The sequence below is a fragment of the Paenibacillus sp. FSL R7-277 genome (assembly GCF_000517965.1).
Lineage (GTDB): Bacteria > Bacillota > Bacilli > Paenibacillales > Paenibacillaceae > Paenibacillus_AQ > Paenibacillus_AQ silagei.
Window position 1 is genome coordinate 27,092 of the sequence record NZ_ASPX01000004.1, and the last position, 24,705, is coordinate 51,796.

Annotated in this window: 42 protein-coding genes; 3 read left to right on the forward strand and 39 right to left on the reverse strand. The window is 47.1% G+C overall.

Annotation, left to right across the window (positions count from 1 at the left end):
* Window positions 1-68: 68 nt before the first annotated feature.
* Window positions 69-962 carry an ImmA/IrrE family metallo-endopeptidase gene (locus C173_RS32635; RefSeq protein ID WP_051477760.1) on the forward strand — a complete coding sequence of 298 codons (894 nt, stop codon included), beginning with the start codon at window positions 69-71 and terminating at the stop codon, window positions 960-962.
* Window positions 963-1,029: 67 nt separating this feature from the next.
* On the opposite strand, the gene rpsI is transcribed toward C173_RS32635, so the two are convergent.
* The 35 genes from rpsI to C173_RS01920 form a co-directional block, all read right to left on the reverse strand.
* Window positions 1,030-1,422, reverse strand: a complete 393-nt coding sequence (rpsI, locus tag C173_RS01755) for a 30S ribosomal protein S9 (protein ID WP_036692433.1) — start codon at window positions 1,420-1,422, stop codon at window positions 1,030-1,032.
* Window positions 1,423-1,442: 20 nt separating this feature from the next.
* Window positions 1,443-1,880 carry a 50S ribosomal protein L13 gene (gene rplM, locus C173_RS01760; protein ID WP_036721811.1) on the reverse strand — a complete coding sequence of 146 codons (438 nt, stop codon included), beginning with the start codon at window positions 1,878-1,880 and terminating at the stop codon, window positions 1,443-1,445.
* Between the two features lie 231 nt (window positions 1,881-2,111).
* Window positions 2,112-2,891 (reverse strand): tRNA pseudouridine(38-40) synthase TruA, encoded by a 780-nt coding sequence (truA, locus tag C173_RS01765; protein ID WP_036721814.1) that lies wholly within the window; start codon window positions 2,889-2,891, stop codon window positions 2,112-2,114.
* 179 nt (window positions 2,892-3,070) lie between these two features.
* Window positions 3,071-3,436, reverse strand: coding sequence for a 50S ribosomal protein L17 (rplQ, locus tag C173_RS01770; RefSeq protein WP_019908254.1), 366 nt, complete (start codon window positions 3,434-3,436; stop codon window positions 3,071-3,073).
* A 42-nt stretch (window positions 3,437-3,478) separates the two neighbouring features.
* The gene (locus C173_RS01775) at window positions 3,479-4,423 is read right to left on the reverse strand and encodes a DNA-directed RNA polymerase subunit alpha (protein ID WP_036692422.1); all 945 of its coding nucleotides are present in this window, start codon (window positions 4,421-4,423) and stop codon (window positions 3,479-3,481) included.
* Between the two features lie 131 nt (window positions 4,424-4,554).
* Window positions 4,555-4,950, reverse strand: a complete 396-nt coding sequence (gene rpsK, locus C173_RS01780) for a 30S ribosomal protein S11 (RefSeq protein WP_020427052.1) — start codon at window positions 4,948-4,950, stop codon at window positions 4,555-4,557.
* Between the two features lie 19 nt (window positions 4,951-4,969).
* Complete coding sequence (gene rpsM / locus C173_RS01785; RefSeq protein WP_036721817.1) at window positions 4,970-5,338, reverse strand: 30S ribosomal protein S13; 369 nt, start codon at window positions 5,336-5,338, stop codon at window positions 4,970-4,972.
* A gap of 19 nt (window positions 5,339-5,357) precedes the next feature.
* The gene (gene rpmJ / locus C173_RS01790) at window positions 5,358-5,471 is read right to left on the reverse strand and encodes a 50S ribosomal protein L36 (RefSeq protein WP_003322638.1); all 114 of its coding nucleotides are present in this window, start codon (window positions 5,469-5,471) and stop codon (window positions 5,358-5,360) included.
* Between the two features lie 53 nt (window positions 5,472-5,524).
* Complete coding sequence (gene infA, locus C173_RS01795) at window positions 5,525-5,740, reverse strand: translation initiation factor IF-1 (RefSeq protein WP_018753971.1); 216 nt, start codon at window positions 5,738-5,740, stop codon at window positions 5,525-5,527.
* Window positions 5,741-5,742: 2 nt separating this feature from the next.
* Complete coding sequence (locus C173_RS01800) at window positions 5,743-6,051, reverse strand: KOW domain-containing RNA-binding protein (protein ID WP_036721819.1); 309 nt, start codon at window positions 6,049-6,051, stop codon at window positions 5,743-5,745.
* An 11-nt stretch (window positions 6,052-6,062) separates the two neighbouring features.
* Entirely contained in the window at window positions 6,063-6,815 is a 753-nt protein-coding gene (gene map / locus C173_RS01805; protein WP_036721822.1) for a type I methionyl aminopeptidase, read from the reverse strand.
* Window positions 6,816-6,819: 4 nt separating this feature from the next.
* Window positions 6,820-7,464 (reverse strand): adenylate kinase, encoded by a 645-nt coding sequence (locus C173_RS01810; protein ID WP_036721823.1) that lies wholly within the window; start codon window positions 7,462-7,464, stop codon window positions 6,820-6,822.
* Between the two features lie 98 nt (window positions 7,465-7,562).
* Complete coding sequence (gene secY / locus C173_RS01815; protein WP_036721825.1) at window positions 7,563-8,861, reverse strand: preprotein translocase subunit SecY; 1,299 nt, start codon at window positions 8,859-8,861, stop codon at window positions 7,563-7,565.
* The gene (gene rplO / locus C173_RS01820; protein WP_036692409.1) at window positions 8,861-9,301 is read right to left on the reverse strand and encodes a 50S ribosomal protein L15; all 441 of its coding nucleotides are present in this window, start codon (window positions 9,299-9,301) and stop codon (window positions 8,861-8,863) included. The genes secY and rplO overlap by 1 nt, the downstream gene beginning before the upstream one ends.
* 41 nt (window positions 9,302-9,342) lie before the next feature.
* A complete protein-coding gene (gene rpmD, locus C173_RS01825) occupies window positions 9,343-9,528 on the reverse strand; it encodes a 50S ribosomal protein L30 (RefSeq protein WP_019908243.1) in 186 nt (61 codons plus the stop codon).
* Window positions 9,529-9,542: 14 nt separating this feature from the next.
* On the reverse strand, window positions 9,543-10,040 hold the full coding sequence (rpsE, locus tag C173_RS01830; RefSeq protein ID WP_036652980.1) for a 30S ribosomal protein S5: 498 nt from the start codon (window positions 10,038-10,040) through the stop codon (window positions 9,543-9,545).
* Between the two features lie 26 nt (window positions 10,041-10,066).
* Window positions 10,067-10,435 (reverse strand): 50S ribosomal protein L18, encoded by a 369-nt coding sequence (rplR, locus tag C173_RS01835; protein WP_036692407.1) that lies wholly within the window; start codon window positions 10,433-10,435, stop codon window positions 10,067-10,069.
* Window positions 10,436-10,519: 84 nt separating this feature from the next.
* The gene (rplF, locus tag C173_RS01840) at window positions 10,520-11,062 is read right to left on the reverse strand and encodes a 50S ribosomal protein L6 (protein ID WP_036721827.1); all 543 of its coding nucleotides are present in this window, start codon (window positions 11,060-11,062) and stop codon (window positions 10,520-10,522) included.
* 30 nt (window positions 11,063-11,092) lie between these two features.
* Window positions 11,093-11,491, reverse strand: a complete 399-nt coding sequence (gene rpsH / locus C173_RS01845) for a 30S ribosomal protein S8 (protein ID WP_036692403.1) — start codon at window positions 11,489-11,491, stop codon at window positions 11,093-11,095.
* Window positions 11,492-11,523: 32 nt separating this feature from the next.
* The gene (locus tag C173_RS33460; RefSeq protein WP_036589425.1) at window positions 11,524-11,709 is read right to left on the reverse strand and encodes a type Z 30S ribosomal protein S14; all 186 of its coding nucleotides are present in this window, start codon (window positions 11,707-11,709) and stop codon (window positions 11,524-11,526) included.
* A 44-nt stretch (window positions 11,710-11,753) separates the two neighbouring features.
* Window positions 11,754-12,296 carry a 50S ribosomal protein L5 gene (gene rplE, locus C173_RS01850; protein ID WP_036721829.1) on the reverse strand — a complete coding sequence of 181 codons (543 nt, stop codon included), beginning with the start codon at window positions 12,294-12,296 and terminating at the stop codon, window positions 11,754-11,756.
* Between the two features lie 30 nt (window positions 12,297-12,326).
* Window positions 12,327-12,680 (reverse strand): 50S ribosomal protein L24, encoded by a 354-nt coding sequence (gene rplX, locus C173_RS01855; protein WP_019908235.1) that lies wholly within the window; start codon window positions 12,678-12,680, stop codon window positions 12,327-12,329.
* A 56-nt stretch (window positions 12,681-12,736) separates the two neighbouring features.
* Window positions 12,737-13,105 carry a 50S ribosomal protein L14 gene (gene rplN / locus C173_RS01860; RefSeq protein ID WP_036680556.1) on the reverse strand — a complete coding sequence of 123 codons (369 nt, stop codon included), beginning with the start codon at window positions 13,103-13,105 and terminating at the stop codon, window positions 12,737-12,739.
* 40 nt (window positions 13,106-13,145) lie between these two features.
* Complete coding sequence (gene rpsQ, locus C173_RS01865) at window positions 13,146-13,412, reverse strand: 30S ribosomal protein S17 (protein ID WP_036692400.1); 267 nt, start codon at window positions 13,410-13,412, stop codon at window positions 13,146-13,148.
* Window positions 13,413-13,455: 43 nt separating this feature from the next.
* Window positions 13,456-13,653 carry a 50S ribosomal protein L29 gene (gene rpmC / locus C173_RS01870; RefSeq protein WP_019908232.1) on the reverse strand — a complete coding sequence of 66 codons (198 nt, stop codon included), beginning with the start codon at window positions 13,651-13,653 and terminating at the stop codon, window positions 13,456-13,458.
* Window positions 13,643-14,077 carry a 50S ribosomal protein L16 gene (rplP, locus tag C173_RS01875; protein WP_020427064.1) on the reverse strand — a complete coding sequence of 145 codons (435 nt, stop codon included), beginning with the start codon at window positions 14,075-14,077 and terminating at the stop codon, window positions 13,643-13,645. Before rplP ends, rpmC begins: the two co-directional genes overlap by 11 nt.
* A gap of 2 nt (window positions 14,078-14,079) precedes the next feature.
* Window positions 14,080-14,745 carry a 30S ribosomal protein S3 gene (gene rpsC / locus C173_RS01880; RefSeq protein WP_036721832.1) on the reverse strand — a complete coding sequence of 222 codons (666 nt, stop codon included), beginning with the start codon at window positions 14,743-14,745 and terminating at the stop codon, window positions 14,080-14,082.
* A gap of 13 nt (window positions 14,746-14,758) precedes the next feature.
* Window positions 14,759-15,091 carry a 50S ribosomal protein L22 gene (rplV, locus tag C173_RS01885; protein ID WP_019908228.1) on the reverse strand — a complete coding sequence of 111 codons (333 nt, stop codon included), beginning with the start codon at window positions 15,089-15,091 and terminating at the stop codon, window positions 14,759-14,761.
* 31 nt (window positions 15,092-15,122) lie between these two features.
* Complete coding sequence (gene rpsS / locus C173_RS01890; RefSeq protein WP_036721834.1) at window positions 15,123-15,401, reverse strand: 30S ribosomal protein S19; 279 nt, start codon at window positions 15,399-15,401, stop codon at window positions 15,123-15,125.
* Window positions 15,402-15,478: 77 nt separating this feature from the next.
* Entirely contained in the window at window positions 15,479-16,309 is an 831-nt protein-coding gene (gene rplB / locus C173_RS01895; RefSeq protein ID WP_036692392.1) for a 50S ribosomal protein L2, read from the reverse strand.
* 27 nt (window positions 16,310-16,336) lie between these two features.
* Complete coding sequence (rplW, locus tag C173_RS01900; RefSeq protein ID WP_019908225.1) at window positions 16,337-16,630, reverse strand: 50S ribosomal protein L23; 294 nt, start codon at window positions 16,628-16,630, stop codon at window positions 16,337-16,339.
* On the reverse strand, window positions 16,630-17,253 hold the full coding sequence (gene rplD, locus C173_RS01905) for a 50S ribosomal protein L4 (protein WP_036721837.1): 624 nt from the start codon (window positions 17,251-17,253) through the stop codon (window positions 16,630-16,632). Before rplD ends, rplW begins: the two co-directional genes overlap by 1 nt.
* A 25-nt stretch (window positions 17,254-17,278) precedes the next feature.
* On the reverse strand, window positions 17,279-17,902 hold the full coding sequence (gene rplC / locus C173_RS01910) for a 50S ribosomal protein L3 (RefSeq protein ID WP_036721840.1): 624 nt from the start codon (window positions 17,900-17,902) through the stop codon (window positions 17,279-17,281).
* Window positions 17,903-17,940: 38 nt separating this feature from the next.
* A complete protein-coding gene (rpsJ, locus tag C173_RS01915) occupies window positions 17,941-18,249 on the reverse strand; it encodes a 30S ribosomal protein S10 (protein WP_017692074.1) in 309 nt (102 codons plus the stop codon).
* Window positions 18,250-18,485: 236 nt separating this feature from the next.
* Complete coding sequence (locus C173_RS01920; RefSeq protein ID WP_036721843.1) at window positions 18,486-19,205, reverse strand: Crp/Fnr family transcriptional regulator; 720 nt, start codon at window positions 19,203-19,205, stop codon at window positions 18,486-18,488.
* A gap of 194 nt (window positions 19,206-19,399) precedes the next feature.
* Between C173_RS01920 and C173_RS01925 the strand changes: the two genes are divergently transcribed.
* Complete coding sequence (locus tag C173_RS01925; protein ID WP_235191733.1) at window positions 19,400-19,816, forward strand: V4R domain-containing protein; 417 nt, start codon at window positions 19,400-19,402, stop codon at window positions 19,814-19,816.
* Window positions 19,817-19,849: 33 nt separating this feature from the next.
* Entirely contained in the window at window positions 19,850-20,191 is a 342-nt protein-coding gene (locus tag C173_RS01930; protein WP_036721849.1) for a cupin domain-containing protein, read from the forward strand.
* 91 nt (window positions 20,192-20,282) lie between these two features.
* Here the strand turns inward: C173_RS01930 and tuf are convergent, their stop codons facing one another.
* The 4 genes from tuf to rpsL all read right to left on the reverse strand — a co-directional run bounded on the left by tuf (window position 20,283) and on the right by rpsL (window position 24,643).
* A complete protein-coding gene (tuf, locus tag C173_RS01935) occupies window positions 20,283-21,473 on the reverse strand; it encodes an elongation factor Tu (RefSeq protein ID WP_036721850.1) in 1,191 nt (396 codons plus the stop codon).
* A 108-nt stretch (window positions 21,474-21,581) separates the two neighbouring features.
* Complete coding sequence (fusA, locus tag C173_RS01940; protein WP_036721851.1) at window positions 21,582-23,660, reverse strand: elongation factor G; 2,079 nt, start codon at window positions 23,658-23,660, stop codon at window positions 21,582-21,584.
* 47 nt (window positions 23,661-23,707) lie between these two features.
* Window positions 23,708-24,178: a 30S ribosomal protein S7 gene (rpsG, locus tag C173_RS01945; RefSeq protein WP_020427074.1), complete on the reverse strand. Its 471-nt coding sequence runs from the start codon at window positions 24,176-24,178 to the stop codon at window positions 23,708-23,710.
* A gap of 45 nt (window positions 24,179-24,223) precedes the next feature.
* Entirely contained in the window at window positions 24,224-24,643 is a 420-nt protein-coding gene (gene rpsL, locus C173_RS01950; RefSeq protein ID WP_036721853.1) for a 30S ribosomal protein S12, read from the reverse strand.
* Window positions 24,644-24,705: the final 62 nt, after the last annotated feature.

Sequence of the window (24,705 nt, forward strand, 5' to 3'; positions counted from 1 at the left end):
GTTTCAGCCAACGGGCTGATTCCGCATATCCATATATACGAACATACATTCTATTTTGGAGGTTTATTATGTTTATTCATTATACAAAAACACATTTGGAACATTTCGTGGAGGACCTCTACATAACACATTCGATTCTGCAACCAGAGGACATCACGATTCCTAAGCTTTCAGAGGAGTTAGATGTGCTTGTTAATTATGCGCCGATGACAAGCCGTGCCTATGAGTCCTCATTAGGTGTACGTTATATACTTCTGGATAATCGGAATTCTCCTATGAAGCAGCGGTTTGATTTTCTGCATGAGCTATGCCACATCCTGAGACACGCTGGCAATCAGACGGTAATGCCTGTCCCCTTCATCAAAGCTCAGGAGGAGGATGCCGAGAAATTCGTTCTTTATGCTACTTTGCCCTTTTTTATGCTCCAAACGTACAGTTTATCCGATGAATATTCTATTGCAGTTCAGCAGATTTCAGAGCTCTTTGGTGTACCCATAGATATGGCCAAAATCCGGTTTGATCAAATCTTACGTCGGGAGTATGAAGGAGAAATGTGGCCTAAGAAGAGAAAAGAGCATCCGTATGCCTTTTATCAAGCTGATGAGGAATGGTGCCAAGCTTCGGATCAGCCAGCAGTCTTTGCCTATTATGATCCTCACAGCACTTTGGATGGCCCAGATCAGCTTATTGTCTGTCTTGATCAACACACGTTATCTACACGAACTGAATGGAGGATTCCTTTAGAGGAGAGGTTTCACGAAATTGAGCTGGATGCCCTGAGGAATTTCGAACTTGCGCCAGCCGCAAGGGGAGATCTGATCTGCTTCGATGGACAGCTTACCTTACAGCTTCACCAGCTTGTACACCGGTATGGTTCATCCAAACGTAACTTTGTACTCCAAATGAGAGATATTGAACAGATCTTTGAAGCGGATCAGAGTACGGTGCGAAGATTTTTGTGAGGGGTAACAAAAACAAAGCTCCCAGCCAATAGGCCAGGAGCTTCTTTTCCTTGAGAACAAGGGATTCTTAACGTTTCGAGAACTGAGGTGCGCGACGAGCAGCTTTGAGGCCGTATTTCTTACGTTCCTTCATACGTGGGTCACGTGTCAGGAAGCCGGCTTTCTTCAGCGTACCGCGATATTCAGGGTCTACTTTGAGCAATGCACGGGAAATCCCGTGACGGATTGCGCCAGCTTGACCGGAAATGCCGCCACCATGTGCAAGTACGATTACATCGTAGCTGCCCAGAGTTTCAGTCAGGTTCAAAGGTTGTCTTACGATCATCTTCAGTGTTTCAACACCGAAATATTCGTCCATCTCACGTTTGTTAATGACAATGCGTCCTTCACCCGGTACAAGGCGAACACGTGCTACCGAATGTTTACGACGACCTGTCCCATAGTATTGTACTTGTGCCATGAAACTGTCCTCCTTTATTCTTATCCGCGAAGTTCGTAAACTTCAGGTTTTTGTGCTGCATGTGGATGTTCAGCGCCTGCATATACTTTGAGTCTCAGCTTCATGTGATTACCTTGACGAGTCTTAGGAATCATGCCATGAACTGCGAATTCAATCATACGCTCAGGTTTGGTCTTGAGCAGTTCTTCCGCAACGGTAACTTTCAAGCCACCTGGGTGCATCGAGTGACGGTAGTATTTCTTGTTTTGCATTTTCTTACCTGTGAGGTGAATCTTCTCAGCGTTGATAACAATTACGAAATCACCAGTATCAACGTGTGGAGTGAATTGCGGTTTGTGTTTGCCGCGGATCAGGGCAGCGGCTTCGCTTGCCAAACGGCCAAGTGTTTTGCCTTCGGCATCAATGATGTGCCAATTGCGTTCAACTTCGTTCGGCTTCGCCATGTAGGTGGTACGCATGAATGTTTCCTCCTTGTTCTCGTACGAAAATCATCTGTTTCGTATATCTTGTTTCGCGATTGAATTACAATTTAGTGAGTTAAAAAACTTATTTGTTGGCATTTCCTTGATCGGGGCTGTGGGATAGCCATCAAGAAAACACAACTTTTATATTACAGTATAAACATGACAAGCGCAAGCGATTTTTAAACAATCAGTACTTATTTTCATAAAAAATATAGTATCGGCGGTTTAGTCGTCTATCTCGTCATATTCCACACTCCAGAGTGCCAGCCCCTTAGACACAGCCGTAGGTCCGGCCGCTGCACGATCACAAGCCGCAAGAATGACAGGCATTCTATCTGCGCTGATTTTACCTTGCCCCACCTGCATCAGCGTGCCCATAATAATGCGTACCATATGCTGCAAAAAGCCACTGCCTGTAATATAGGTATGGATCACTCCTTGGTCAGGAGAGCCCGGGCGGCACATGCTGCGGTCTACTTCAAGATAAGCCTCATAAATGGTCCGCACATGCGAAGTCTTGGTAGACTTCCTGGACGCAAACGAGGTGTAATCATGGGTACCCAGCAGCGCGCTTAGCCCCAGCTCCATCGCAGGAACGTTCAGCTTCATCGGATGATGATGCTGCCAGCGCCGCTGGAACGGGTCCGGGAACCGGTTGCCGTTAATCGTGTAGCGGTAGGTTTTACGCTTCGCCCCTCTACGGGAGTGGAACGAGAGCGGAACCTCAGCAGCCTCAGTAACCACGATATCCTGCGGCAGCCTGGCATTCAGCGCCAGACACCAGCGCTCCAGCGGAATCTGTGAGGAGGTTATGAAGTTAAAAGGTTGGCCATAAGCATGTACCCCTGCATCAGTCCGTCCTGAGCCCGTGATTTTGAGCGTCTCACCGGTCAGATGCTGAATAGCATGCTCCAGCTTGTCCTGAATCGTATTGCCCTGAGGCTGGGTCTGAAAGCCATCATAATGGGTACCGTCATAATTGACTTTCATCAATAGATTGCGCATTTCATTCTCCTGTTGGTCCATATACTTAATTTATTCTCAAAAAAAAGAGCCCCGGCGGGAGCTCCTTCTACTCTATACAAGGTGATTCCCGCGGTTATTTGCACGGCAGGGTACTATGCCCTGCAGTACAATAACGTTAAATACGTAAAGCGTACATCCGGAAATCATGGCTTGTGAAACTACGCGCGGTCTACCAGTTCAAGATAAACCATAGGCGCAGCATCGCCACGGCGAGGTCCCAGCTTCAGGATACGAGTGTATCCGCCTGGACGCTCTGTGTAACGTGGAGCAATGTCAGAGAACAATTTTTGGATTGCATCTTGTTCACCATCTACAGTCTCACGACGAACAAATGCAGCTACTTGACGGCGAGCATGAAGATCGCCCTTTTTCGCTTTAGTGATCAGTTTCTCAGCGATGGAACGAACTTCCTTCGCTTTGGCTTCTGTTGTCTGAATACGTTCGTATAGGAACAGATCCGTTACCATATCGCGGAACAAAGCTTTACGCGCGCTGGAATCACGGCCCAATTTTTGGTATGCCATTTGTTTTCCCTCCTTCACTCAAGTCTCAAGAACTCCGGGGTCCTATTCTTCTGTACGAAGTCCCAAACCAAGTTCCTCAAGCTTCTCTTGAACCTCTTCCAAAGATTTGCGGCCCAGGTTACGAACCTTCATCATATCTTCTTCAGTTTTCGTAGTCAGCTCTTGCACGGTATTAATACCGGCACGTTTGAGGCAGTTGTAGGAACGGACAGAAAGATCAAGCTCCTCGATCGTCATCTCAAGTACTTTTTCTTTTTTGTCTTCTTCTTTTTCAACCATAATTTCGGCGTCTTTCGCTTCATCCGTAAGACCTACGAACAGAACGAGGTGCTCGTTCAAAATTTTGGCTCCAAGGCTAACGGCTTCTTCCGGTCGGATACTGCCATCTGTCCAAATTTCCAGCGTCAACTTGTCGTAGTTAGTCACTTGACCAACACGGGTATTATCAATACCGTAATTCACACGTGAAATAGGAGTGTAGATAGAGTCAACTGGAATTACACCAATTGGCTGATCGTCGCGTTTGTTCCGGTCCGCTTGGACGTAGCCGCGACCACGGCCAGCAAAAATGCGCATGTGCAGTCTCGCGCCAGGTCCCAGCGTTGCAATATGAAGATCCGGGTTCAGGATCTCAACATCGCTGTCCGCACGGATATCACCCGCGGTAACGATGCCTTCTCCTTCAGCATCAATCTCGAACACTTTCTCTTCATCCGAATGAATCTTCAGAGACAGAGCTTTAAGGTTCAGGATGATTTCCGTCACATCTTCCATTACGCCGGGAACGGTCGAGAACTCATGCAGAACGCCGTCAATTTGGACCGAAGTCACTGCGGCTCCCGGAAGGGAGGAAAGCAGGATCCGGCGAAGCGAGTTCCCCAGAGTCGTGCCATATCCACGTTCCAGCGGTTCAACTACGAATTTCCCATAGGTCCCATCATCATTGGCTTCTACGGTCTCAATCTTCGGCTTTTCGATTTCTATCACGAGTGTACCCCTCCTTCAAACGTCGCTCCTATATGAAACAGTCACCCCATCAGGTGTATCATGTAGTATGCCTAAACACCTATTATTAGCAGATGCGTCAGAATTATACCACAATCACAATTCTGATTGTACTAAACGCGGCGACGCTTCGGCGGACGGCATCCATTGTGAGGAACTGGAGTAACGTCTTTAATGAGGTTTACTTCAAGACCAGCGGCCTGAAGGGAACGGATGGCTGCTTCGCGGCCCGCGCCCGGTCCTTTAACCATAACTTCAACGGACTTCATGCCGTGTTCCATAGCTGCCTTAGCAGCTGTTTCGGCTGCCATTTGCGCTGCAAATGGAGTCGATTTACGGGAACCTTTGAATCCTTGACCGCCGGAGCTTGCCCAGGAAATTGCATTTCCGTGGGGATCCGTGATCGTAACGATAGTGTTATTGAACGTGGAACGGATATGTGCCACGCCAGACTCGATATTTTTCCGGTCGCGACGTTTCGTACGTACGACTTTTTTCGGTTTAGCCATTGTCTCTTATCACCTCTTCTTATTTCTTTTTGTTTGCTACAGTACGACGCGGGCCTTTACGGGTACGAGCATTGGTTTTGGTACGTTGACCGCGAACAGGCAATCCACGACGGTGACGAACACCGCGGTAACAGCCGATCTCAGTAAGACGCTTAATATTCAAGGAAATTTCACGACGAAGGTCACCTTCAACCTTAACCTCTTTGTCGATCGTTTCACGCAGTTTGCTGACTTCATCTTCCGTCAAATCACGGACACGTGTGTTAACGTCAATGCCTGTTTCATTAAGAATTTTCTGGGAAGTCGTTTTACCGATTCCGAAAATATAAGTCAAGGCGATCTCAACGCGCTTATCACGTGGCAAATCCACTCCAGCTATACGAGCCATTTTACGCTACACCCCCTTCTTAACCTTGTTTTTGTTTGTGTTTCGGATTTTCGCAAATTACCATAACAGTCCCTTTGCGGCGGATGACTTTGCATTTTTCGCAAATGGGCTTTACAGAAGGTCTTACCTTCATGTTAATTACCTCCTCAAAGTTTTGCGAAGCAAAACTTTTGTTGTAGTTCCCATCTATTTACGGTAAGTTATACGGCCTTTTGATAAATCATAAGGCGATAACTGCACGACCACTTTGTCTCCGGTTAGGATACGGATAAAGTGCATCCGCAATTTCCCGGACACATGGGCAAGTATTTGATGACCGTTCTCAAGCTCAACCTTAAAAGTTGCGTTAGGCAACGGTTCAATAACCGTTCCTTCTACCTCAATGACGTCTTCCTTAGCCACAGTTAGTCTCCTTTCTCATTAGCACTTTTTCCAGCGGGCTGGCCATACTTCATCACTGCAAACCGCAGCTTTCCGTTGGTGACCCGGCCGGTTTCTTCCAAACTGTCTACAATCTCACTGCTGATGAAGGGTATGAGCTCCAAATGCTGAATATTCTTCTTCTTTGGGCTGTCAAACTTACGTTTGTCCCCATCAGCAATATATACAAATCTGCTATCCACAACTGCGATAACAACGGCAGCCTCTCCGGCATCCTTGCCTTTGAGAATTCTCACGATTTGACCAACCTGCGGGCTGCTCCCAGTATTCACGTGAAGATCACCTACGCATTCAGTTTTGTGAAAATTTCCATGCCGTCCGGTGTAACTGCTACTGTATGCTCGAAGTGAGCGCACAGTGAACCGTCTACCGTAACGACCGTCCAGTTATCATCCAGCGTTCTGACATAACGTTCTCCAGCGTTAACCATCGGCTCAATGGCGAGTACCATACCCGGCTTCAGACGTGGTCCGCGGTCCGCTATGCCATAGTTCGGAATTTGCGGTTCTTCATGCAGTTCTGCCCCAATGCCATGACCAACATACTCGCGGACAACGGAGAATCCGGCGTCTTCAATGTATGACTGAATGGCATGGGAGATTGTAAACAAGCGCACATCCGGTTTGACTAACGCCAGTCCAGCGTACAGGGAGCCTTCCGTGACGTCCAGCAGACGCTGAGCCTCTTCGGAGATGCTGCCCACCCCGTATGTCCAGGCGGAATCACCGTGATAACCACGGTACTCTGCACCGATATCCAGCGTAACGATGTCGCCTTCTACCAGTTTGCGTTTCCCTGGAAATCCGTGCACCAATTGTTCGTTGACTGAAGCGCAAATGCTGGCAGGAAAACCGTTGTAGCCTTTGAAAGACGGCACAGCACCCTGACTGCGAATGTACCCATCGGCGATTCTGTCGAGCTCACCGGTAGTAATGCCTGGCTGGATAGCTTCAGCAATAAGACGGTGACTCTCGGCAACAATTCGACCAGCTTCCCTCATAAAGACAAGTTCCTGTTCGGATTTGCAAATGATCATTACATTAACCCCGCAGCATAGATACGATTTCAGAAGAAACGACATTGATTTCGTTTTCTCCGTTGACCTGACGCACAAGACCTTTATCGTCATAAAATGCAAGCAGCGGCGCTGTCTTGTTATCGTACTCATCCAGACGCTTGCCTACACTTTCTTCGTTGTCATCCGGACGCTGATACAATTCTCCGCCATCAATGTCGCAGACGCCTTCTTGCTTCGGCGGGTTGAAAATTAAATGGTAGGATGTTCCGCAAACTGAGCAGATCCGGCGTCCGGTAAGACGCGCCATCAGCAGTCCGCGGTCCACATTCAAGTTGACAACGTGATCCAGTGAAGTTCCAAGCCGGCTGAGGATTTCTCCCAGCGCTTCCGCTTGCGAAAGGGTTCTTGGAAAGCCATCCAATAAAAAACCTTTTTCGCAATCGGACTGCTGCAGCCGTTCTTCGACGATTCCAATAGTCACATCATCAGGTACAAGCAACCCTTGATCAATATAAGATTTGGCCTTAAGTCCAACCGGTGTGCCTTGCTTAATAGCCAAGCGGAATGCATCACCAGTCGAAATATGAGGAATACCCAACTCTTTTACAACAACAGCGGCTTGTGTTCCCTTGCCTGCCCCAGGAGGGCCCATGAATAATATGTTCACGATTCTCTTCTCCCCCCGAAAGTTCGCCACCAAGCAAGAAACAGCACAATAGGTACCGGGAAGTTTAAAGCCTTAGGTACTTCTCCGGAACCTATCGCCTATTTATTGATGAAGCCTTTGTAATGGCGTTTGATCAATTGGCTCTCGATCTGCTTCATGGTATCCAGCGCAACACCAATTACGATCAGCAGTGCCGTACCACCAATCTGCACTTGCTTCGGTAACCCGGACAACGATCCAAATAATACTGGCAGTACAGAGATTAATGACAGGAAGAGCGCACCGGACATGGTCAGACGCGACATAACTCTAGTCAGATATTTCTCAGTAGCCTTACCTGGACGTATACCTGGAATGTATCCGCCATTCTTTTTCATATTGTCAGCCATTTGCTGCGGGTTCATCTGGACAAACGTATAGAAGAACGTGAATCCGATGATCATGACTACATACAGCAGCATGCCGAGCGGCTTGGTATGATCCAGATTGGCCGAGACCCATTTAGCCCAAGCGTGGGTGGACCAGAAGCTCGATAAAACGACCGGGAATTGAAGCAGTGAAACGGCGAAGATAACAGGAATTACACCAGCCGCATTAATTTTAAGCGGAATGTGCGTATTCTGTCCACCGTACATTTTGTTACCGACTACGCGCTTGGCATATTGTACAGGGATTTTACGGATACCTTGTTGAACAAAGATCACCCCGACAATAATCGCAACAACCACGATCAGTACAATAACGACTTTAAGAATATTCAGGAACATCTGACCCGGCTGAATGAAGCTTGATTGCGCCGTAGTGGTGATATATCCCGGAAAGGCGGCGACGATTCCCGCAAAAATCAGGATCGAAATCCCGTTTCCTATACCCTTTTCAGTGATCTGCTCACCTAACCACATCAAGAACGATGTACCCGCCGTCAATATGATCGCAATAAGCAGGTAATCCGCAAAGGTTGCATTTGGAATCATCTCAGTGCCATAAATCCGGTTAAACCCGATAGATGTGGCAAACGCTTGGATCAAACCTAGCACTACTGTGCCGTAACGCGTAATTTGCGCCAGTTGCTTTTTCCCGTGTTCCCCTTGCTTAGCCCATTCGGCAAACTTAGGGACAACATCCATCGAAAGCAATTGAACGATGATGGATGCTGTGATATACGGGTAAATGCTGATCGCAAAAATCGAGAAGTTTTTGAGCGCTCCGCCCGAGAAGGTGTTCAAAAGACCCATCAAAGCGTCTCCGCCCTGATTTGTTGATTCCAGTACTTCTTTGTTCACACCGGGAACCGGTACAAACGAACCGATGCGGTAAATGATCAGAACGAACAGGGTAAACAGGATCTTTTTGCGCAAATCTTCAACATGCCATATATTCTTAAGCGTCTTGAACATTAGATCACCTCGGTTTTACCGCCGGCAGCTTCGATTTTCTCTACCGCAGATTGAGAGAACTTATTTGCTTTGACAGTCAATTTAACAGCCAGTTCACCATTGCCGAGAATCTTGATGCCGCTCTTAGTGTTGCTGACAACACCAGTTTCAAGCAAAAGCTCAGGAGTTACTTCTGTTCCTTCTGCAAAGCTATTCAGATCTTCCAGGTTCACAATCGCGTACTCTTTACGGGTAGGATTGACGAAACCACGTTTAGGCAGACGACGATAGAGTGGGTTTTGTCCACCCTCGAAGCCTGGACGTACACCACCGCCGGAACGGGAGTTTTGACCTTTGTGTCCACGGCCCGAAGTTTTACCGTTACCGCTACTTGGTCCACGACCAACGCGGTTGCGTTCTTTCCGTGATCCAGGAGCTGGAGCAAGTTCATGTAACTTCATCGTTTGCACCTCCTTATGTTTGTTAATTTATGCGAGGCTTATTAGCCTTCAATTTCAGTAACGGACAGCAAGTGGCTCACTTTGTTGATCATCCCGCGAATTGCAGGAGTGTCGTTGTGAACCACGGACGAGTTGGTTTTGCGCAGGCCGAGCGTCTTAACAGTAACACGTTGTGTTTCTGGACGTCCAATTACACTGCGTACGAGGGTAATTTGCAATTTAGCCATTGACGTTCCCCTCCTTAACCGCGTAATTCTTCGACAGATTTGCCGCGAAGCTTCGCGACCTCTTCAATGCGCTTCAGACGGGAAAGTCCCTCTAGAGTAGCATTGACCATGTTCATGGAATTCGAAGAACCCAAAGATTTTGTCAAGATATCGCCAACGCCTGCCAATTCAAGCACCGCACGAACCGGTCCACCAGCGATAACGCCGGTACCTTCGGATGCTGGTTTCAGCAGAACGCGTCCTGCGCCGAAATGTCCAGTAACCAGGTGAGGAATCGAAGTTCCTACGATTGGAATGTGGATCAGGTTTTTCTTGGCGTCTTCAATGCCTTTACGGATGGCATCCGGAACTTCGCCGGCTTTACCGATACCAGCACCAACGTAGCCGTTGCCGTCGCCCACAACAACAAGTGCACTAAAGCTGAAACGGCGTCCGCCTTTTACAACTTTTGCAACACGGTTGATGTGTACAACTCTTTCTGTCAGTTCTAAACTGTTCGGATCTACACGCAAGTCGTTAACCTCCTTTTAGAAATATTCTAGAATTCAAGACCAGCTTCGCGAGCTGCGCTAGCCAGAGCCTGAATCCGTCCATGGTACAAGTATCCACCGCGGTCAAATACAACCACTGCATAACCCTTTTCTTTGGCGCGCTCAGCGATCAATTGACCCACTTTGCTTGCAGCTTCAACGCTGCCGCCATTTCCGATTGTAGCACTCAATTCCTTATCAAGTGTGGAGGCCGATACGATAGTAACGCCAGTCACATCATCGATCAGTTGAGCGTAGATGTGTTTCGAAGAACGGAACACATTCAAACGTGGACGCTCAGTAGTACCCTGGATCTTCTTACGAACACGCAGGTGTCTTTTGAGACGAGCCTTGTTTTTATCCTCTTTTGTAATCATGACTTCCCTTTCACTCCCTTCAGTTTGCCGTAAACAGCTTCACTTTAAGATGCACGGGGTATCTTACAATTAAGGTAGAGCTGGTTATTTCTTCTTACCAGCTTTACCTTCCTTGCGGATGATACGCTCGCCTTCATATTTGATACCTTTACCTTTGTATGGTTCAGGTTCACGTACGGAACGAATTTTGGCAGCATAAGCGCCAACGCGTTCTTTGTCAATCCCTCTAACGATGATCTTCGTGTTCGCAGGAACATCGAACTCGATACCCGCTTCCGGTGTGATTTCAACCGGGTGGGAGTAACCAACGTTCAATACGATCTTATCTCCGGATTTGCTTGCACGATATCCGACCCCAACCAGTTCCAGAGATTTCGAGAAACCTTCAGTCACACCACTCACCATGTTGTTGACAACGGAGCGGGTTGTGCCGTGAAGTGAACGATGCAATTTGTTGTCCGACGGGCGAACAACAGTGATTTCGTTATTTTCAACTGTAATCTTCATGTCTTTATGAAGCTCACGAGTCAAAGTGCCTTTAGGACCTTTTACTGTAATAACGGCGTTGTCCAAAGTGACATCTACACCGCTAGGTACTGCGATTGGTTTGCGACCAATACGAGACATGTGTTGCACCTCCTTATCTTGTGACGTTTATTACCAAATGTAGCAGACAACTTCTCCGCCGGATTTAGATTGACGAGCTTCTTTGTCGGTCATAACTCCCTTAGATGTGGAGATAATCGCGATTCCAAGGCCACCGAGTACACGAGGCACTTCATTGCTCTTCGTGTATACGCGCAGACCTGGTTTACTGATTCTTTTCAGACCAGTGATAACGCGCTCCTGGCTTGGGCCGTATTTCAGGAAAATACGGATAATCCCTTGTTTGCTATCTTCAACGAATTCAGCATCACGGATGAAGCCCTCACGCTTCAAGATGTCCGCGATTTGTTTTTTCATAGTAGAAGCAGGCATTTCTACTGTCTCGTGACGCACAGTGTTGGCGTTACGAATACGAGTAAGCATATCTGCAATAGGATCAGACATAGTCATGTGTGTAAACCTCCTTCCCGTTTATAAACTTCTTACCAACTTGCTTTTTTCACGCCAGGAATCTGGCCTTTATAAGCTAATTCACGGAAACAAATTCTGCAAATTTTGAACTTTTGCAGTACCGAATGTGGACGACCGCAACGCTCGCAACGTGTGTATGCACGTACTTTGAACTTAGGCTCGCGTTGTTGTTTAACTTTCATTGAAGTCTTTGCCACTTAGACTGACACCTCCTAAACATTTTCGGAGAAATGGATGATTCTTATTTTGTGAAAGGCATTCCCAGCTGATTCAGCAGCTCACGGGATTCCTCGTCCGTCTTAGCAGTCGTTACAATAACGATGTCCATACCGCGAACCTTATCCACTTTGTCATACTCGATTTCCGGGAAGATCAATTGTTCTTTAAGACCCAGTGTGTAGTTACCACGGCCATCAAAGGCTTTGCTGGAAATACCACGGAAGTCACGAACGCGTGGAAGCGTTACGTTGATCAATTTATCCAGGAAGTAATACATACGCTCGCCGCGCAGTGTTACTTTAACCCCGATCGGCATATTCTCGCGCAGTTTGAAACCGGCGATGGATTTCTTAGCTTTAGTGATAACCGGCTTTTGACCAGAAATCAGTTGCATATCGTTAACTGCAGCGTCAAGTACTTTGGAGTTTTGAACAGCGTCACCTACACCCATGTTGATGACGATCTTCTCGATCTTAGGCACTTGCATAACTGTTGTGTAGTTAAACTTCTGCATCAAAGATGGTGTGATTTCATTCAGATAACGTTCTTTCATTCTTGCTGCCATGAAGATTTACCTCCTTTCATTAGGACTGTATTAGTCGATAATCTCTCCGGATCTTTTTGCTACCCGAACCTTCTTACCGTTATCTAGTACTTTATAGCCGATACGCGTAACTTTCCCGCTCTTCGGATCAATGTGCATTACGTTAGACACATGAATCGAAGCTTCCTGCTCGATGATTCCGCCTTGCGGATTCAACTGGTTAGGCTTCTGGTGTTTCTTCACCATGTTCACGCCTTCTACCAGGACGCGGTTTTCACGAGGATAAGCAGCGATGACACGGCCTTTTTTACCTTTGTCTTTCCCGCTGATCACAAGCACCACATCATCTTTTTTCACGTGCAGTTTATTGTTATGGGATTCCAGAACTTTTTTAACTCTAGGCATTGATTACACCTCCTATAACTGACCTTTTCAAGTACAACCGAGCATCACTCGGATTTTTAGATTACTTCCGGTGCCAAGGAAACGATCTTCATGTAGTCCTTGTCGCGAAGTTCGCGAGCAACTGGTCCGAAGATACGTGTTCCGCGCGGGCTTCTGTCGTCTTTGACAACAACAGCTGCATTTTCGTCGAATGCGATGTAAGATCCATCTTTACGGCGTACCGAACGTTTTGTACGAACAACTACCGCTCTAACAACATCACCTTTTTTGACAACGCCGCCTGGTGTTGCTTGTTTAACGGAACAAACGATCAGATCGCCGATTGCTGCTGTACGGCGTCCAGTACCACCCAGTACGCGGATACACATCAGTTCCTTCGCACCAGAGTTGTCAGCCACATGCAAACGTGTAAATGGTTGAATCATTATTATTTTCCTCCTTCCGGAAAGGGATCTGCTTCATGTCTTAGATGATTACCGCTTTTTCTACCACTTCAACCAGTCTCCACCGTTTGTCCTTCGACAATGGACGAGTTTCCATGACTTTCACGACATCACCAATTTTAGCTACATTCTCTTCATCATGTGCCTTGAATTTCTTCGTGGACTTGATGCGTTTGTGATACAGATTGTGCTTTTTATAGGTTTCAACAGCAATTACGATGGTTTTATCCATTTTGTCGCTGACTACTTTACCGATCAGCACTTTACGTGCATTACGCTCTTCGCTCATAATTAGCCTCCTTCCTGATTACGGATTATGCATCCGCCGTCACTTAACTAATCCCAAGTACTCTTTGATGGATAACGGTTTTAGCACGAGCTATTTCCTTACGCACATCACGAATCCGAGTCGGGTTATCCAGTTGGCCTGTTGCCAATTGGAAACGGAGATTGAAAAGTTCTTCCTTAAATCCGGCGATTTTCTGTTCAATCTCAGCAGTGGTTAAGTTGCGAAGTTCATTAGCTTTCATTTGCTTCACCACCCAATTCTTCACGTTTCACAAACTTAGTCTTTACAGGCAGCTTGTGAGCGGCAAGACGCATCGCTTCACGAGCGATTTCTTCCGACACGCCTCCGAGTTCGAACATAATCTTACCCGGTTTAACTACAGCTACCCACTTCTCAACGTTACCTTTACCACTACCCATACGAACCTCGAGAGGCTTCTGAGTGATTGGCTTATCCGGGAAAATCTTGATCCAAACCTGACCGCCACGTTTGATGTAACGTGTCATTGCGATACGAGCAGCTTCGATCTGACGGTTAGTGATCCAAGATGGCTCCAGTGCCTGCAAACCGAATTCGCCGAAGTTAAGTTCGGTTCCGCCTTTTGCCATACCCTTCATGTGACCGCGTTGTTGCTTGCGGTGTTTAACGCGCTTTGGTACCAACATGATTAGTTGCCTCCTTCCTGAGCAGCTTGTTTCTTAGCTGGGGGAAGAACTTCTCCACGATAAATCCATACTTTTACGCCGATACGGCCGTAAGTTGTATGTGCTTCAGCTGTTCCGTAATCGATATCAGCACGAAGCGTATGAAGTGGAACTGTTCCTTCGCTATAACCTTCTGAACGGGCAATCTCAGCGCCGCCAAGACGTCCGCCAACCTGAGTTTTAATTCCCTTTGCGCCGGAACGCATAGTTCTTTGAATCGCTTGTTTCAGAGCACGACGGAACGATACGCGACGTTCCAGCTGTTGTGCAATGCTTTCAGCAACAAGAATAGCATCCAGTTCAGGGTGTTTGATTTCATTGATGTTGATGTGTACTTTCTTACCGCCGGCGATAGTTGTAACTGCGCTGCGAAGTACTTCTACTTCTGCTCCGCCTTTACCAATTACCATACCTGGCTTGGCAGTGTGAATTGTAACGTTCACTCGGCTTGCCGCTCTTTCGATCTCGATGCGGGAAACAGAGGAATCTTTCAACTTGCCTTTAAGGTATTCCCGGATTTTGACGTCTTCCATTAAAAGAGTACCGAAATCTTTGCCTGCATACCATTTTGATTCCCAATCGCGAATAATACCGACTCGGAGTCCGACTGGATTTACCTTTTGACCCACGTGTTATCCCTCCTTATTTCTCAGATACCACCAAAGTAATGTGGCTGGTACGTTTATTGATCCGGCTTGCGCGGCCCATGGCGCGCGGACGGAAACGTTTCATTGTAGGACCCTGGTTAACGAAAACTTCGCTTACGAATAAGCTGTTAACGTCCATAGAGTAGTTATGCTCAGCGTTCGCAATCGCCGAGTTCAGTAGCTTCTCAACAACCGGAGAAGCGGACTTCGGAGTGTGGCGAAGAATTGCAATTGCTTCCCCCACTTGCTTGCCGCGAATCAAGTCAACAACCAGTTTCGCTTTACGAGCGGAAATCCGCACCGATCTTGCATGTGCTTTTGCTTCCATTGTTTTCCCTCCTCTCAAACGAAGACGTTAATTATCTTCTGGTTTTCTTATCGTCACCCGCGTGGCCTTTGTAAGTACGTGTTGGCGCGAACTCGCCCAACTTGTGACCTACCATATCTTCCGTTACGTATACAGGCACGTGTTTGCGGCCGTCATATACACCAAACGTATGTCCGATAAACTGAGGGAAAATGGTTGAGCGACGGGACCAGGTTTTTACTACGACTTTCTTGTCTGACTCGTTCAAATCCTCAACTTTTTTCAGCAGGTAGCCATCGATGAACGGCCCCTTCTTTAAACTGCGACCCATGTGTGAATCCTCCCTTCATCCGGTTCTTCAAAACCGCGAATCGACGCTTCGCGCTTAACTAACTTGCCTGAAGCGTCTTATTTCGTGCGGCGGCGAACGATATATTTATCAGATGCTTTGTTTTTCTTACGCGTTTTGTAGCCGAGGGTTGGTTTGCCCCAAGGTGACATTGGCGATTTCCGTCCGATAGGAGCGCGGCCTTCACCACCACCGTGTGGGTGATCGTTAGGGTTCATGACAACACCGCGTACTTCAGGACGACGTCCGAGCCAGCGGCTGCGTCCGGCTTTACCAATCTTGATCAGTTCGTGATCTCCGTTACCTACGGCTCCGATAGTCGCACGGCAAACGCTGAGGATTCTGCGAACCTCACCCGAGTTCAAACGAACAGATACGTATTTATCTTCTTTACCCAGCAGCTGAGCTTCAGTACCTGCAGCACGAACCAATTGTCCGCCTTTGCCTGGTTTCAACTCGATGTTGTGGATAACTGTACCTACCGGGATGTTGATCAACGGAAGGCTGTTACCAATTTTGATGTCCGCAGCAGGGCCGGACTCAACTTTATCCCCAACTTTAAGGCCTTTAGGAGCGATGATATAACGTTTCTCTCCATCAGCATAGTGGATCAAAGCAATATTGGAAGTACGGTTCGGGTCATACTCGATTGTAGCAACGCTACCTGGTATGCCGTCTTTAGTCCGCTTGAAGTCGATGATACGGTATTTACGTTTGTGTCCGCCGCCATGGTGACGAACCGTAATTTTACCTTGGTTGTTGCGTCCGGCATGCTTGAACAGCGGGGACAGCAACGATTTCTCTGGCTGGTTTGTTGTAATTTCTTCAAACGTAGACACAGACATGTTGCGTCTTGCCGGAGAGGTCGGTTTGTACTTTTTGATTGGCACTATAGTTTCCTCCTTACTTTAAGAGTATTATTCTACCGCTTCAAAGAACTCAAGCGGTTTGCTGTCCGGGCTAAGCTTCACGATGGCTTTTTTCCACTCCGGAGTATAACCGGAATATTTGCCGTAACGTTTCAGTTTACCAGGTACGCGCATTGTGTTCACACTAACGACTTTTACTTTAAAAATAGCCTCGACAGCTTTTTTGATTTCGGTCTTGTTAGCACGGATATCCACTTCAAAAGCGTACTTCAGTTCGCTCATGTATTCGGATGTGCGTTCCGTAATCACTGGACGCTTGATTATATCACGAGGATCTTTCATTACGCGAACACCTCCTCTACCTTCAGAACTGCTTCTTTAGTGATGATCAGTTTGTCGTACGTCAGTACGTCAAGAACATTGATGCCGTCAGCCGCTACGAATTTCACCCCAGGGATGTTACGAGCGGAAAGTGCTACGTTGTCATCATAGCTAGGAGCTACGATCAGGGCTTTGCTGCCCACTTTAAGGTTGTTCAGAATCGCTGCGAATTCTTTCGTCTTCGGAGCATTCAGAGTCAAGCTATCCAATACGATGATGTCATTCTCAAGCACTTTTGAGGACAACGCGGATTTGATGGCCAACCGGCGAACCTTCTTAGGCAATTTCCAGGAATAGCTGCGTGGTGTTGGTCCGAAGACTACGCCGCCGCCTTTCCATTGTGGAGAACGAATGGAGCCTTGACGAGCACGACCTGTACCTTTTTGTTTCCAAGGCTTACGTCCGCCGCCACGCACTTCAGAGCGTCCTTTTACTTTATGTGTACCGCGACGAAGGGAAGCTCTTTGCATAAGTGCAGCTTCATGCAGCACATGTACGTTCGGTTCAATACCGAAAACTGAATCACTCAGTTCAACTTCGCCAACTTCGTTACCACTAGTATTGAAAAGTGTTACTTTTGGCATTTCATGTTCCTCCTTTCTTCAGTAATTATTTCTTAACGGTTTGTTTAACTTTCACGAAGCTGTTCTTAGGACCTGGAATAGCGCCTTTAACCAGCAGTACATTACGTTCTACGTCAACCCGGATGATTTCAAGCTTTTGAACCGTTACGGTCGTGTGACCCATATGTCCTGGCAGGCGTTTGCCCTTAGGAACACGGTTAGCCTGGATGGAACCCATCGAGCCCGGTCTTCTGTGGTAACGCGATCCGTGTGCCATTGGTCCGCGGCTTTGTCCCCAGCGTTTGATGTTACCCTGGAAGCCTTTACCCTTCGAAGTACCTGTTACGTCAACAAACTCGCCTTCAGCGAAGATGTCAGCCTTAAGCTCTTGTCCAACCTCGAGTGACCCGAGGTCAACACCGCGAATTTCGCGAACGTAGCGCTTAGGTGTTGCATTTGCCTTTTTGGCGTGACCCTGTTCAGGCTTGTTGGAGCGACTTTCCTTTTTATCGGAAAAGCCCAACTGCACTGCTTCATATCCGTCGATATTCAGGTCTTTCTTTTGCAGTACCACACAAGGTCCAGCTTCGATAACAGAAACCGCGATTACGTTACCTTCTGGAGTAAACACTTGAGTCATACCGAGTTTTTTTCCTAAGATACCTTTCAATGTTGACACCTCTTTTCTTTTCCTGATTACTTAATGAATTACAATTTGATTTCGATATCTACACCGGACGGTAGATCCAAGCGCATCAAGGCATCCACAGTTTGTGGTGTTGGGTTCACAATATCGATCAAACGTTTGTGAGTCCGTTGCTCAAACTGTTCACGGGAATCCTTGTACTTGTGTACCGCACGGAGAATGGTAATGATTTGCTTCTCAGTTGGCAGCGGAATCGGCCCGGATACACCAGCACCCGAACGTTTTGCTGTTTCAACGATTTTCTCTGCGGATTGATCAAGAATTCTGTGGTCGTATGCTTTCAAGCGAATACGAATTTTTTGCTTTGCCATTTTAGTCCCTCCTTCTATCGCCCAATTTATTATCGGACATACTCCGTGAAAATTTTCTGACGTCGACCTCATGGCAAAGGGGCCGGGTGTGTCAGTAACCTCTCACATCATCGCAACGTCTCAGAACAACATTTATTATTATATCTAATAGGCGGCTATATTGCAAGAGCCTTTGCAAAACAAATCACTTTTTCCAGAAAAAAAGTTTAAAAATACACGGTTTTATCTGAAAATTGTTAATGACTGATTTCAGCGAGCTGAATTAGAGTCTCCATCTCCAAAATATTCACGGTTCTTTTATGCATAGCGATGATCTTCAGCGCTTCCAGCTTGTTCAGCTTACGGCTTAGGGTCTCGGCAGTAGTGCCGATCATCGCTGCCACTTCTTTTTGCGCCGATGGGAGATCCACGGAATGTCTTAAAGCTTGCATTGTCAGAGCTGATTCTGGTAGATTCCTCGTGTACAAGTAGACTAGAAGCCGGGCTAACCGTTTTTCCACTTCAAACATATGCAGTGCCCCTGCTGTTTCTTCCGCCAGATGCAGCTGCTCACTAACAGACAACAGAAAGCTAAACGCCAGGCCCGCATTCTGCTCCAGCAGGGGAATGAAATCCTTCCGGTGCATCCGGCAGACCACTCCACTCTCAATAATCTCCGCCGTTACATCATTATTTTTATTGTGAAGCAGGGCAAACTGACCGAAATAATCCCCCGGGAAAAGAAAACGGACAATATGCTGTTTCCCTTCTTTACTGTTCTTCGTTAATTTGATAAGCCCGCTCTTCACCACAAACAAGGCTTCAGACGGCTCCCCTTCTCGGCAAACTTGGCTACCCTTTTTATATGAATGGGATTCTGTGATTGATTCTATGATAGCCAATTCTTCATCGGACAAACTCCTGAATACCGGAACCTGGCGCACACAGGCATGAGAACTGCACGTATTGCATTCCATACATCATTCCTCCTCTACTGTCGCTTATCCCACCATATCAATGATCGAAGCGCTGCCAGGTGACTGGACGCACAAATTTTCATAAAACTTGATCTATATCAAGGATTAACGCGCCGGCTGTCTATACAATAGGTTCATAGAGAGAAAAGGAGTTGATGGGCTTGCAGCAATACACTTTTGAGGACATGCGCCAGATGAATAGAACAATTCTGGGCAATATGGTGCCCCTTGAACTATTCCGGACCATCCGTCTAATTGGAATGAACCAGGGATTGCCGTTAGGCGGAAAGGGAACGACTGTGACCATTGGCAGAAAGATCGGCGAGAGCCTGCCTGTCCATTCCGTGGAAGAGCTGCTGCAGATCTTTGAGGAGCTCAAAATCGGGATTCCCCGAATTGTTCATTCCGATGAGCGCAAAATTAATATCGCTGTTGACGATTGCTTCTGCAAAGGACTACCTTCCCTTGAAGATGAAAGAATGGTCTGTGATCTGGAGGGAGCTATCATTGAAGGTGCTCTGTGCCGAATTCTCGGCCGCAAGGTTTCAGTGAAAGAGATCAAATGTAATGTCACCGGTCATGAGCACTGCGAGTACGAAGTTAAGCTTTAAATAATACTAATATAATGAAAGCAGGGATTTATAATGGAAAAGAAAACACTAGCTGAGGCCGTACAGTATCAAGAGGAACGCTTTACCAAAAAGATCATTTTCCAAAAAGGCGATAGCGTAGTATTTGTGCTTAATTTCATGCCTGGGCAAAAGCTGCCCGTTCACAAGCACCCGGGAGCAGATGTGTATATCCTCGCCTTACACGGTGACGGTACCATTCATGTTAATGAGGAAGAGTTCTCCTTCATCCAAGGAGAGACCATCTACATTGCCGGTGACGAGTCATTCGCTTATACGAATAATAGTTCATCGCCGTCCAGCCTGCATGTGGTTTTATCCAAGTTGCCAAGTGCGGACTATGCGAAGGAAATCTAATTCTCAATCTTATCTATAAAATAAAACAGGCCCCCTTCAAATGAAGGGGGCCTGACTTATATTCAGTCTATCCTAACGGATAGAGCCTGAATTATTTCTGGATGGAAGCTACGGAACCGGCACCAACTGTACGTCCGCCTTCGCGAATGGAGAATTTAGTACCTTCTTCAATAGCGATTGGGGAGATCAGCTGAACAGTTACAGTGATGTTGTCACCAGGCATAACCATTTCAGTACCTTCTGGCAGGTTGATGATGCCAGTTACGTCAGTTGTACGGAAGTAGAACTGTGGACGGTAACCAGTGAAGAATGGTTTGTGACGTCCGCCTTCTTCTTTAGTCAGAACGTAGATCTGAGCAGTGAACTCAGTGTGTGGCTTAACGGAGTTCGGCTTAGCCAATACTTGGCCACGCTCGATGTTGTTCCGGTCAACACCACGCAGGAGTGCGCCGATGTTGTCGCCAGCTTGAGCGGAATCAAGCAATTTGCGGAACATTTCCACGCCAGTAACTACAGACTTCTTAGTTTCTTCGTGAATACCAACGATTTCGATTTCTTCTCCGACTTTAACTGTTCCGCGTTCTACGCGACCAGTTGCCACAGTACCGCGGCCAGTGATGGAGAATACATCTTCGACAGGCATCAAGAAAGGCTTGTCAGTCTGACGTTCTGGAAGCGGGATGTATGTGTCGATCGTTTCGAACATTTCAACGATCTTTTGTGCATACTCGCCATCAGGGTTCTGCAGAGCTTCACGAGCAGATCCACGAACGATTGGAGTGTCATCGCCTGGGAAGTCGTATTCGCTAAGCAGATCGCGAACTTCCATTTCAACCAATTCAAGCAACTCTTCGTCCTCAACCATGTCGCATTTGTTCAGGAATACAACGATGTAAGGAACGCCTACTTGACGGGACAGCAGGATGTGTTCACGAGTCTGTGGCATAGGGCCGTCAGCTGCGGATACAACCAGGATCGCTCCGTCCATTTGCGCTGCGCCAGTGATCATGTTTTTAACATAGTCGGCGTGTCCAGGGCAGTCTACGTGAGCGTAGTGACGGTTAGGAGTTTCATATTCAACGTGAGCGGTGGAGATAGTGATACCGCGTTCGCGTTCTTCAGGAGCCTTATCAATTTGGTCGAATGCTACAGCAGCACCACCGTATTTTTTGGACAATACAGTTGTGATTGCAGCAGTCAGAGTTGTTTTACCATGGTCGACGTGACCAATAGTACCGATGTTAACGTGCGGTTTGTTACGTTCAAACTTTGCCTTTGCCATTTGAACAGTTCCTCCTTATTGTGGGGTCCATATATTTGAGCCGTCCGCCTATTTGCAGTTCTAAGATGACTTAAGTGTTATACCCGGACGGCAAGTTAAAAATTAAGCTTATTCTCCGCCTTTGTTCTTGGCTACGATTTCTTCAGCAATGGATTTAGGTACTTCTTCATAGTGAGAAAGCTCCATTGAGAATACGCCGCGTCCTTGAGTACCGGAACGGAGTGTTGTGGAGTATCCGAACATTTCGGACAAAGGCACCTTCGCACGGATAATTTGCGCTCCACCACGGGAATCCATACCTTCGATTCTACCGCGACGGGAGTTCAGCATACCCATTACATCGCCCATGTATTCCTCAGGAACAGTTACTTCCACTTTCATGATTGGCTCAAGCAATGCAGGTTGACATTTTTCTTTTGCAGCTTTAAGCGCCATCGAACCGGCAATTTTGAACGCCATTTCGTTGGAGTCAACATCATGGTAAGAACCATCTACGATGGTAGCTTTAACGTCAACAAGCGGGAAGCCTGCAATAACGCCGTTCTTCATTTGCTCTTCAATACCGGCAAGTGCAGGAGCGATGTATTCTCTTGGAACCGAGCCACCGACAACTTTACTTTCGAATTGGCTGCCAGTACCTGGCTCGAGGGGTTCAAACTCAACCCATACGTGACCGTACTGACCGCGACCGCCGGATTGGCGAACAAACTTGCCTTCTACGCGGGCAGATGCCTTGAACGTTTCGCGGTAGGCAACCTGCGGTTTACCCACATTGGTTTCTACTTTGAATTCACGACGCATACGGTCGATGATGATGTCCAAGTGAAGCTCACCCATACCTGCCAGGATGGTTTGGCCTGTTTCTTCATCAGTGTGAGCACGAAGAGTAGGATCCTCTTCAGTCAACTTTCCGAGAGCAACACCCAGTTTATCTTGGTCAGCTTTGGTTTTTGGCTCGACTGCGATTTCGATAACCGGATCTGGAAAGTTCATGGATTCCAGAATGATCGGATGCTTCTCGTCGCAGAGTGTATCGCCTGTGCTAGTGTCCTTCAGACCAACGGCTGCCGCGATATCACCAGCGTAAACGATGGAGATTTCTTGACGGCTGTTCGCATGCATCTGCAGGATACGCCCAATACGCTCACGTTTGCCCTTAGTAGCGTTAATTACATAAGAACCTGATTCCAGGATACCGGAGTATACACGGAAGAACGTGAGTTTACCAACATAAGGGTCTGTCATGATCTTAAATGCCAAGGCACCGAATGGCTCTTCATCCGAAGGATGACGTTCCGCTTCTGTTCCATCCTCCAGATGACCCGTAATAGCCGGTACATCCAAAGGTGAAGGCAAGTAATCAACAACAGCATCCAGCATAAGCTGAATCCCTTTGTTCCGGTAGGAAGAGCCGCAAATTACTGGGAAAATTTTAACTTCAACTACGCCTTTGCGCAGAGCAGCTTTGATTTCCGGAATAGTAATTTCTTCGCCTTCCAGGTACTTCATAGTCAGATCTTCATCAAGTTCAGCAACTTTCTCGATCAGCTCGAGACGCAGTTCCTCAACCTTTGCCAAATATTCTTCCGGAATATCCGTAACTTCAATATTTTGGCCCAAATCATCTCTGAACATATGTGCTTTTTGCTCAACGAGGTCGATGATACCTGCGAAATCATTTTCTGCACCGATTGGCAGTTGAATAGCAACTGCATTGGCTTGAAGACGATCACGCATCGTTTCGATAACGTTAAGGAAATCCGCACCGATAATGTCCATTTTGTTCACATATGCGATCCGTGGAACGTTGTAACGGTCAGCCTGTCTCCATACGGTTTCAGACTGAGGTTCTACGCCCTCTTTCGCACTAAATACACCAACTGCCCCATCCAATACACGCAGGGAACGTTCAACTTCAACGGTGAAGTCAACGTGTCCTGGGGTATCAATGATATTGATGCGGTGACCCTTCCATGCAGCAGTTGTAGCAGCGGAAGTAATCGTGATTCCGCGCTCCTGTTCTTGTTCCATCCAGTCCATTGTAGCAGCACCCTCGTGAACTTCACCGATTTTGTGCGTACGGCCTGTGTAGAATAGAATCCGCTCAGTGGTAGTAGTCTTACCAGCATCAATATGCGCCATGATCCCGATATTACGTGTATTTTTTAAGGAGAACTCTCTTGCCATGAAATGGATCTCCTTTCAAAATAGAAGTTATTTGAACGACTGCAATCCTACCAGCGGTAGTGAGCAAACGCTTTGTTCGCTTCAGCCATCTTGTGTGTGTCTTCACGTTTCTTAACGGAAGCGCCTGTGTTGTTGGAAGCATCGATAATCTCAGCCGCCAAACGTTCTTCCATAGTCTTCTCACCGCGGTTGCGTGAGTAGTTTACAAGCCAACGTAATCCCAAAGCAGTACGTCTTTCAGGTTTAACCTCAATAGGTACTTGGTAGTTAGCACCGCCGACACGACGAGCTTTAACTTCCAATACAGGCATGATATTCTTGATGGCAGCTTCGAAAACTTCCATCGGCTCTTTACCTGTACGTTCTTGAATCAACTTGAACGAATTGTACAAAATGCTTTGAGCGACACCTCTTTTACCACCCAGCATAATACGGTTGATCAAACGAGTAACCAACTTGCTATTATACAATGGATCTGGCAATACATCTCTTTTAGTAACTGGACCTTTGCGTGGCATGGATATCCCCCTTTCTTATATGGTTATTATTCTGATAAGCTCATCTTATTTCTTGACTTTAGGACGTTTCGCACCATATTTGGAGCGAGCCTGCATCCGGTTAGCAACACCTGCAGTATCCAGTGCACCACGAACGATGTGGTAACGAACTCCTGCAAGGTCCTTAACTTTACCTCCGCGCAGCAATACTACACTGTGCTCTTGAAGGTTGTGTCCGATACCCGGAATGTAAGCAGTCACCTCAAGACGGTTCGTCAGACGAACACGGGCATACTTACGAAGTGCTGAGTTTGGTTTACGTGGAGTCATTGTGCCTACACGAGTGCATACACCGCGTTTCTGCGGAGCGCTCAAATTTGTAGCCTCACGCTTGAGGGCGTTGAACCCTTTTTGAAGAGCGGGAGATTTGGATTTTTCGATTTTGGCTTGACGGCCTTTACGAACCAATTGATTAATAGTTGGCATGTTGTGCCACCCCCTTCCTGAAATGATAGTCAATTTACAAACATTAAGTCCACAGACCCAGG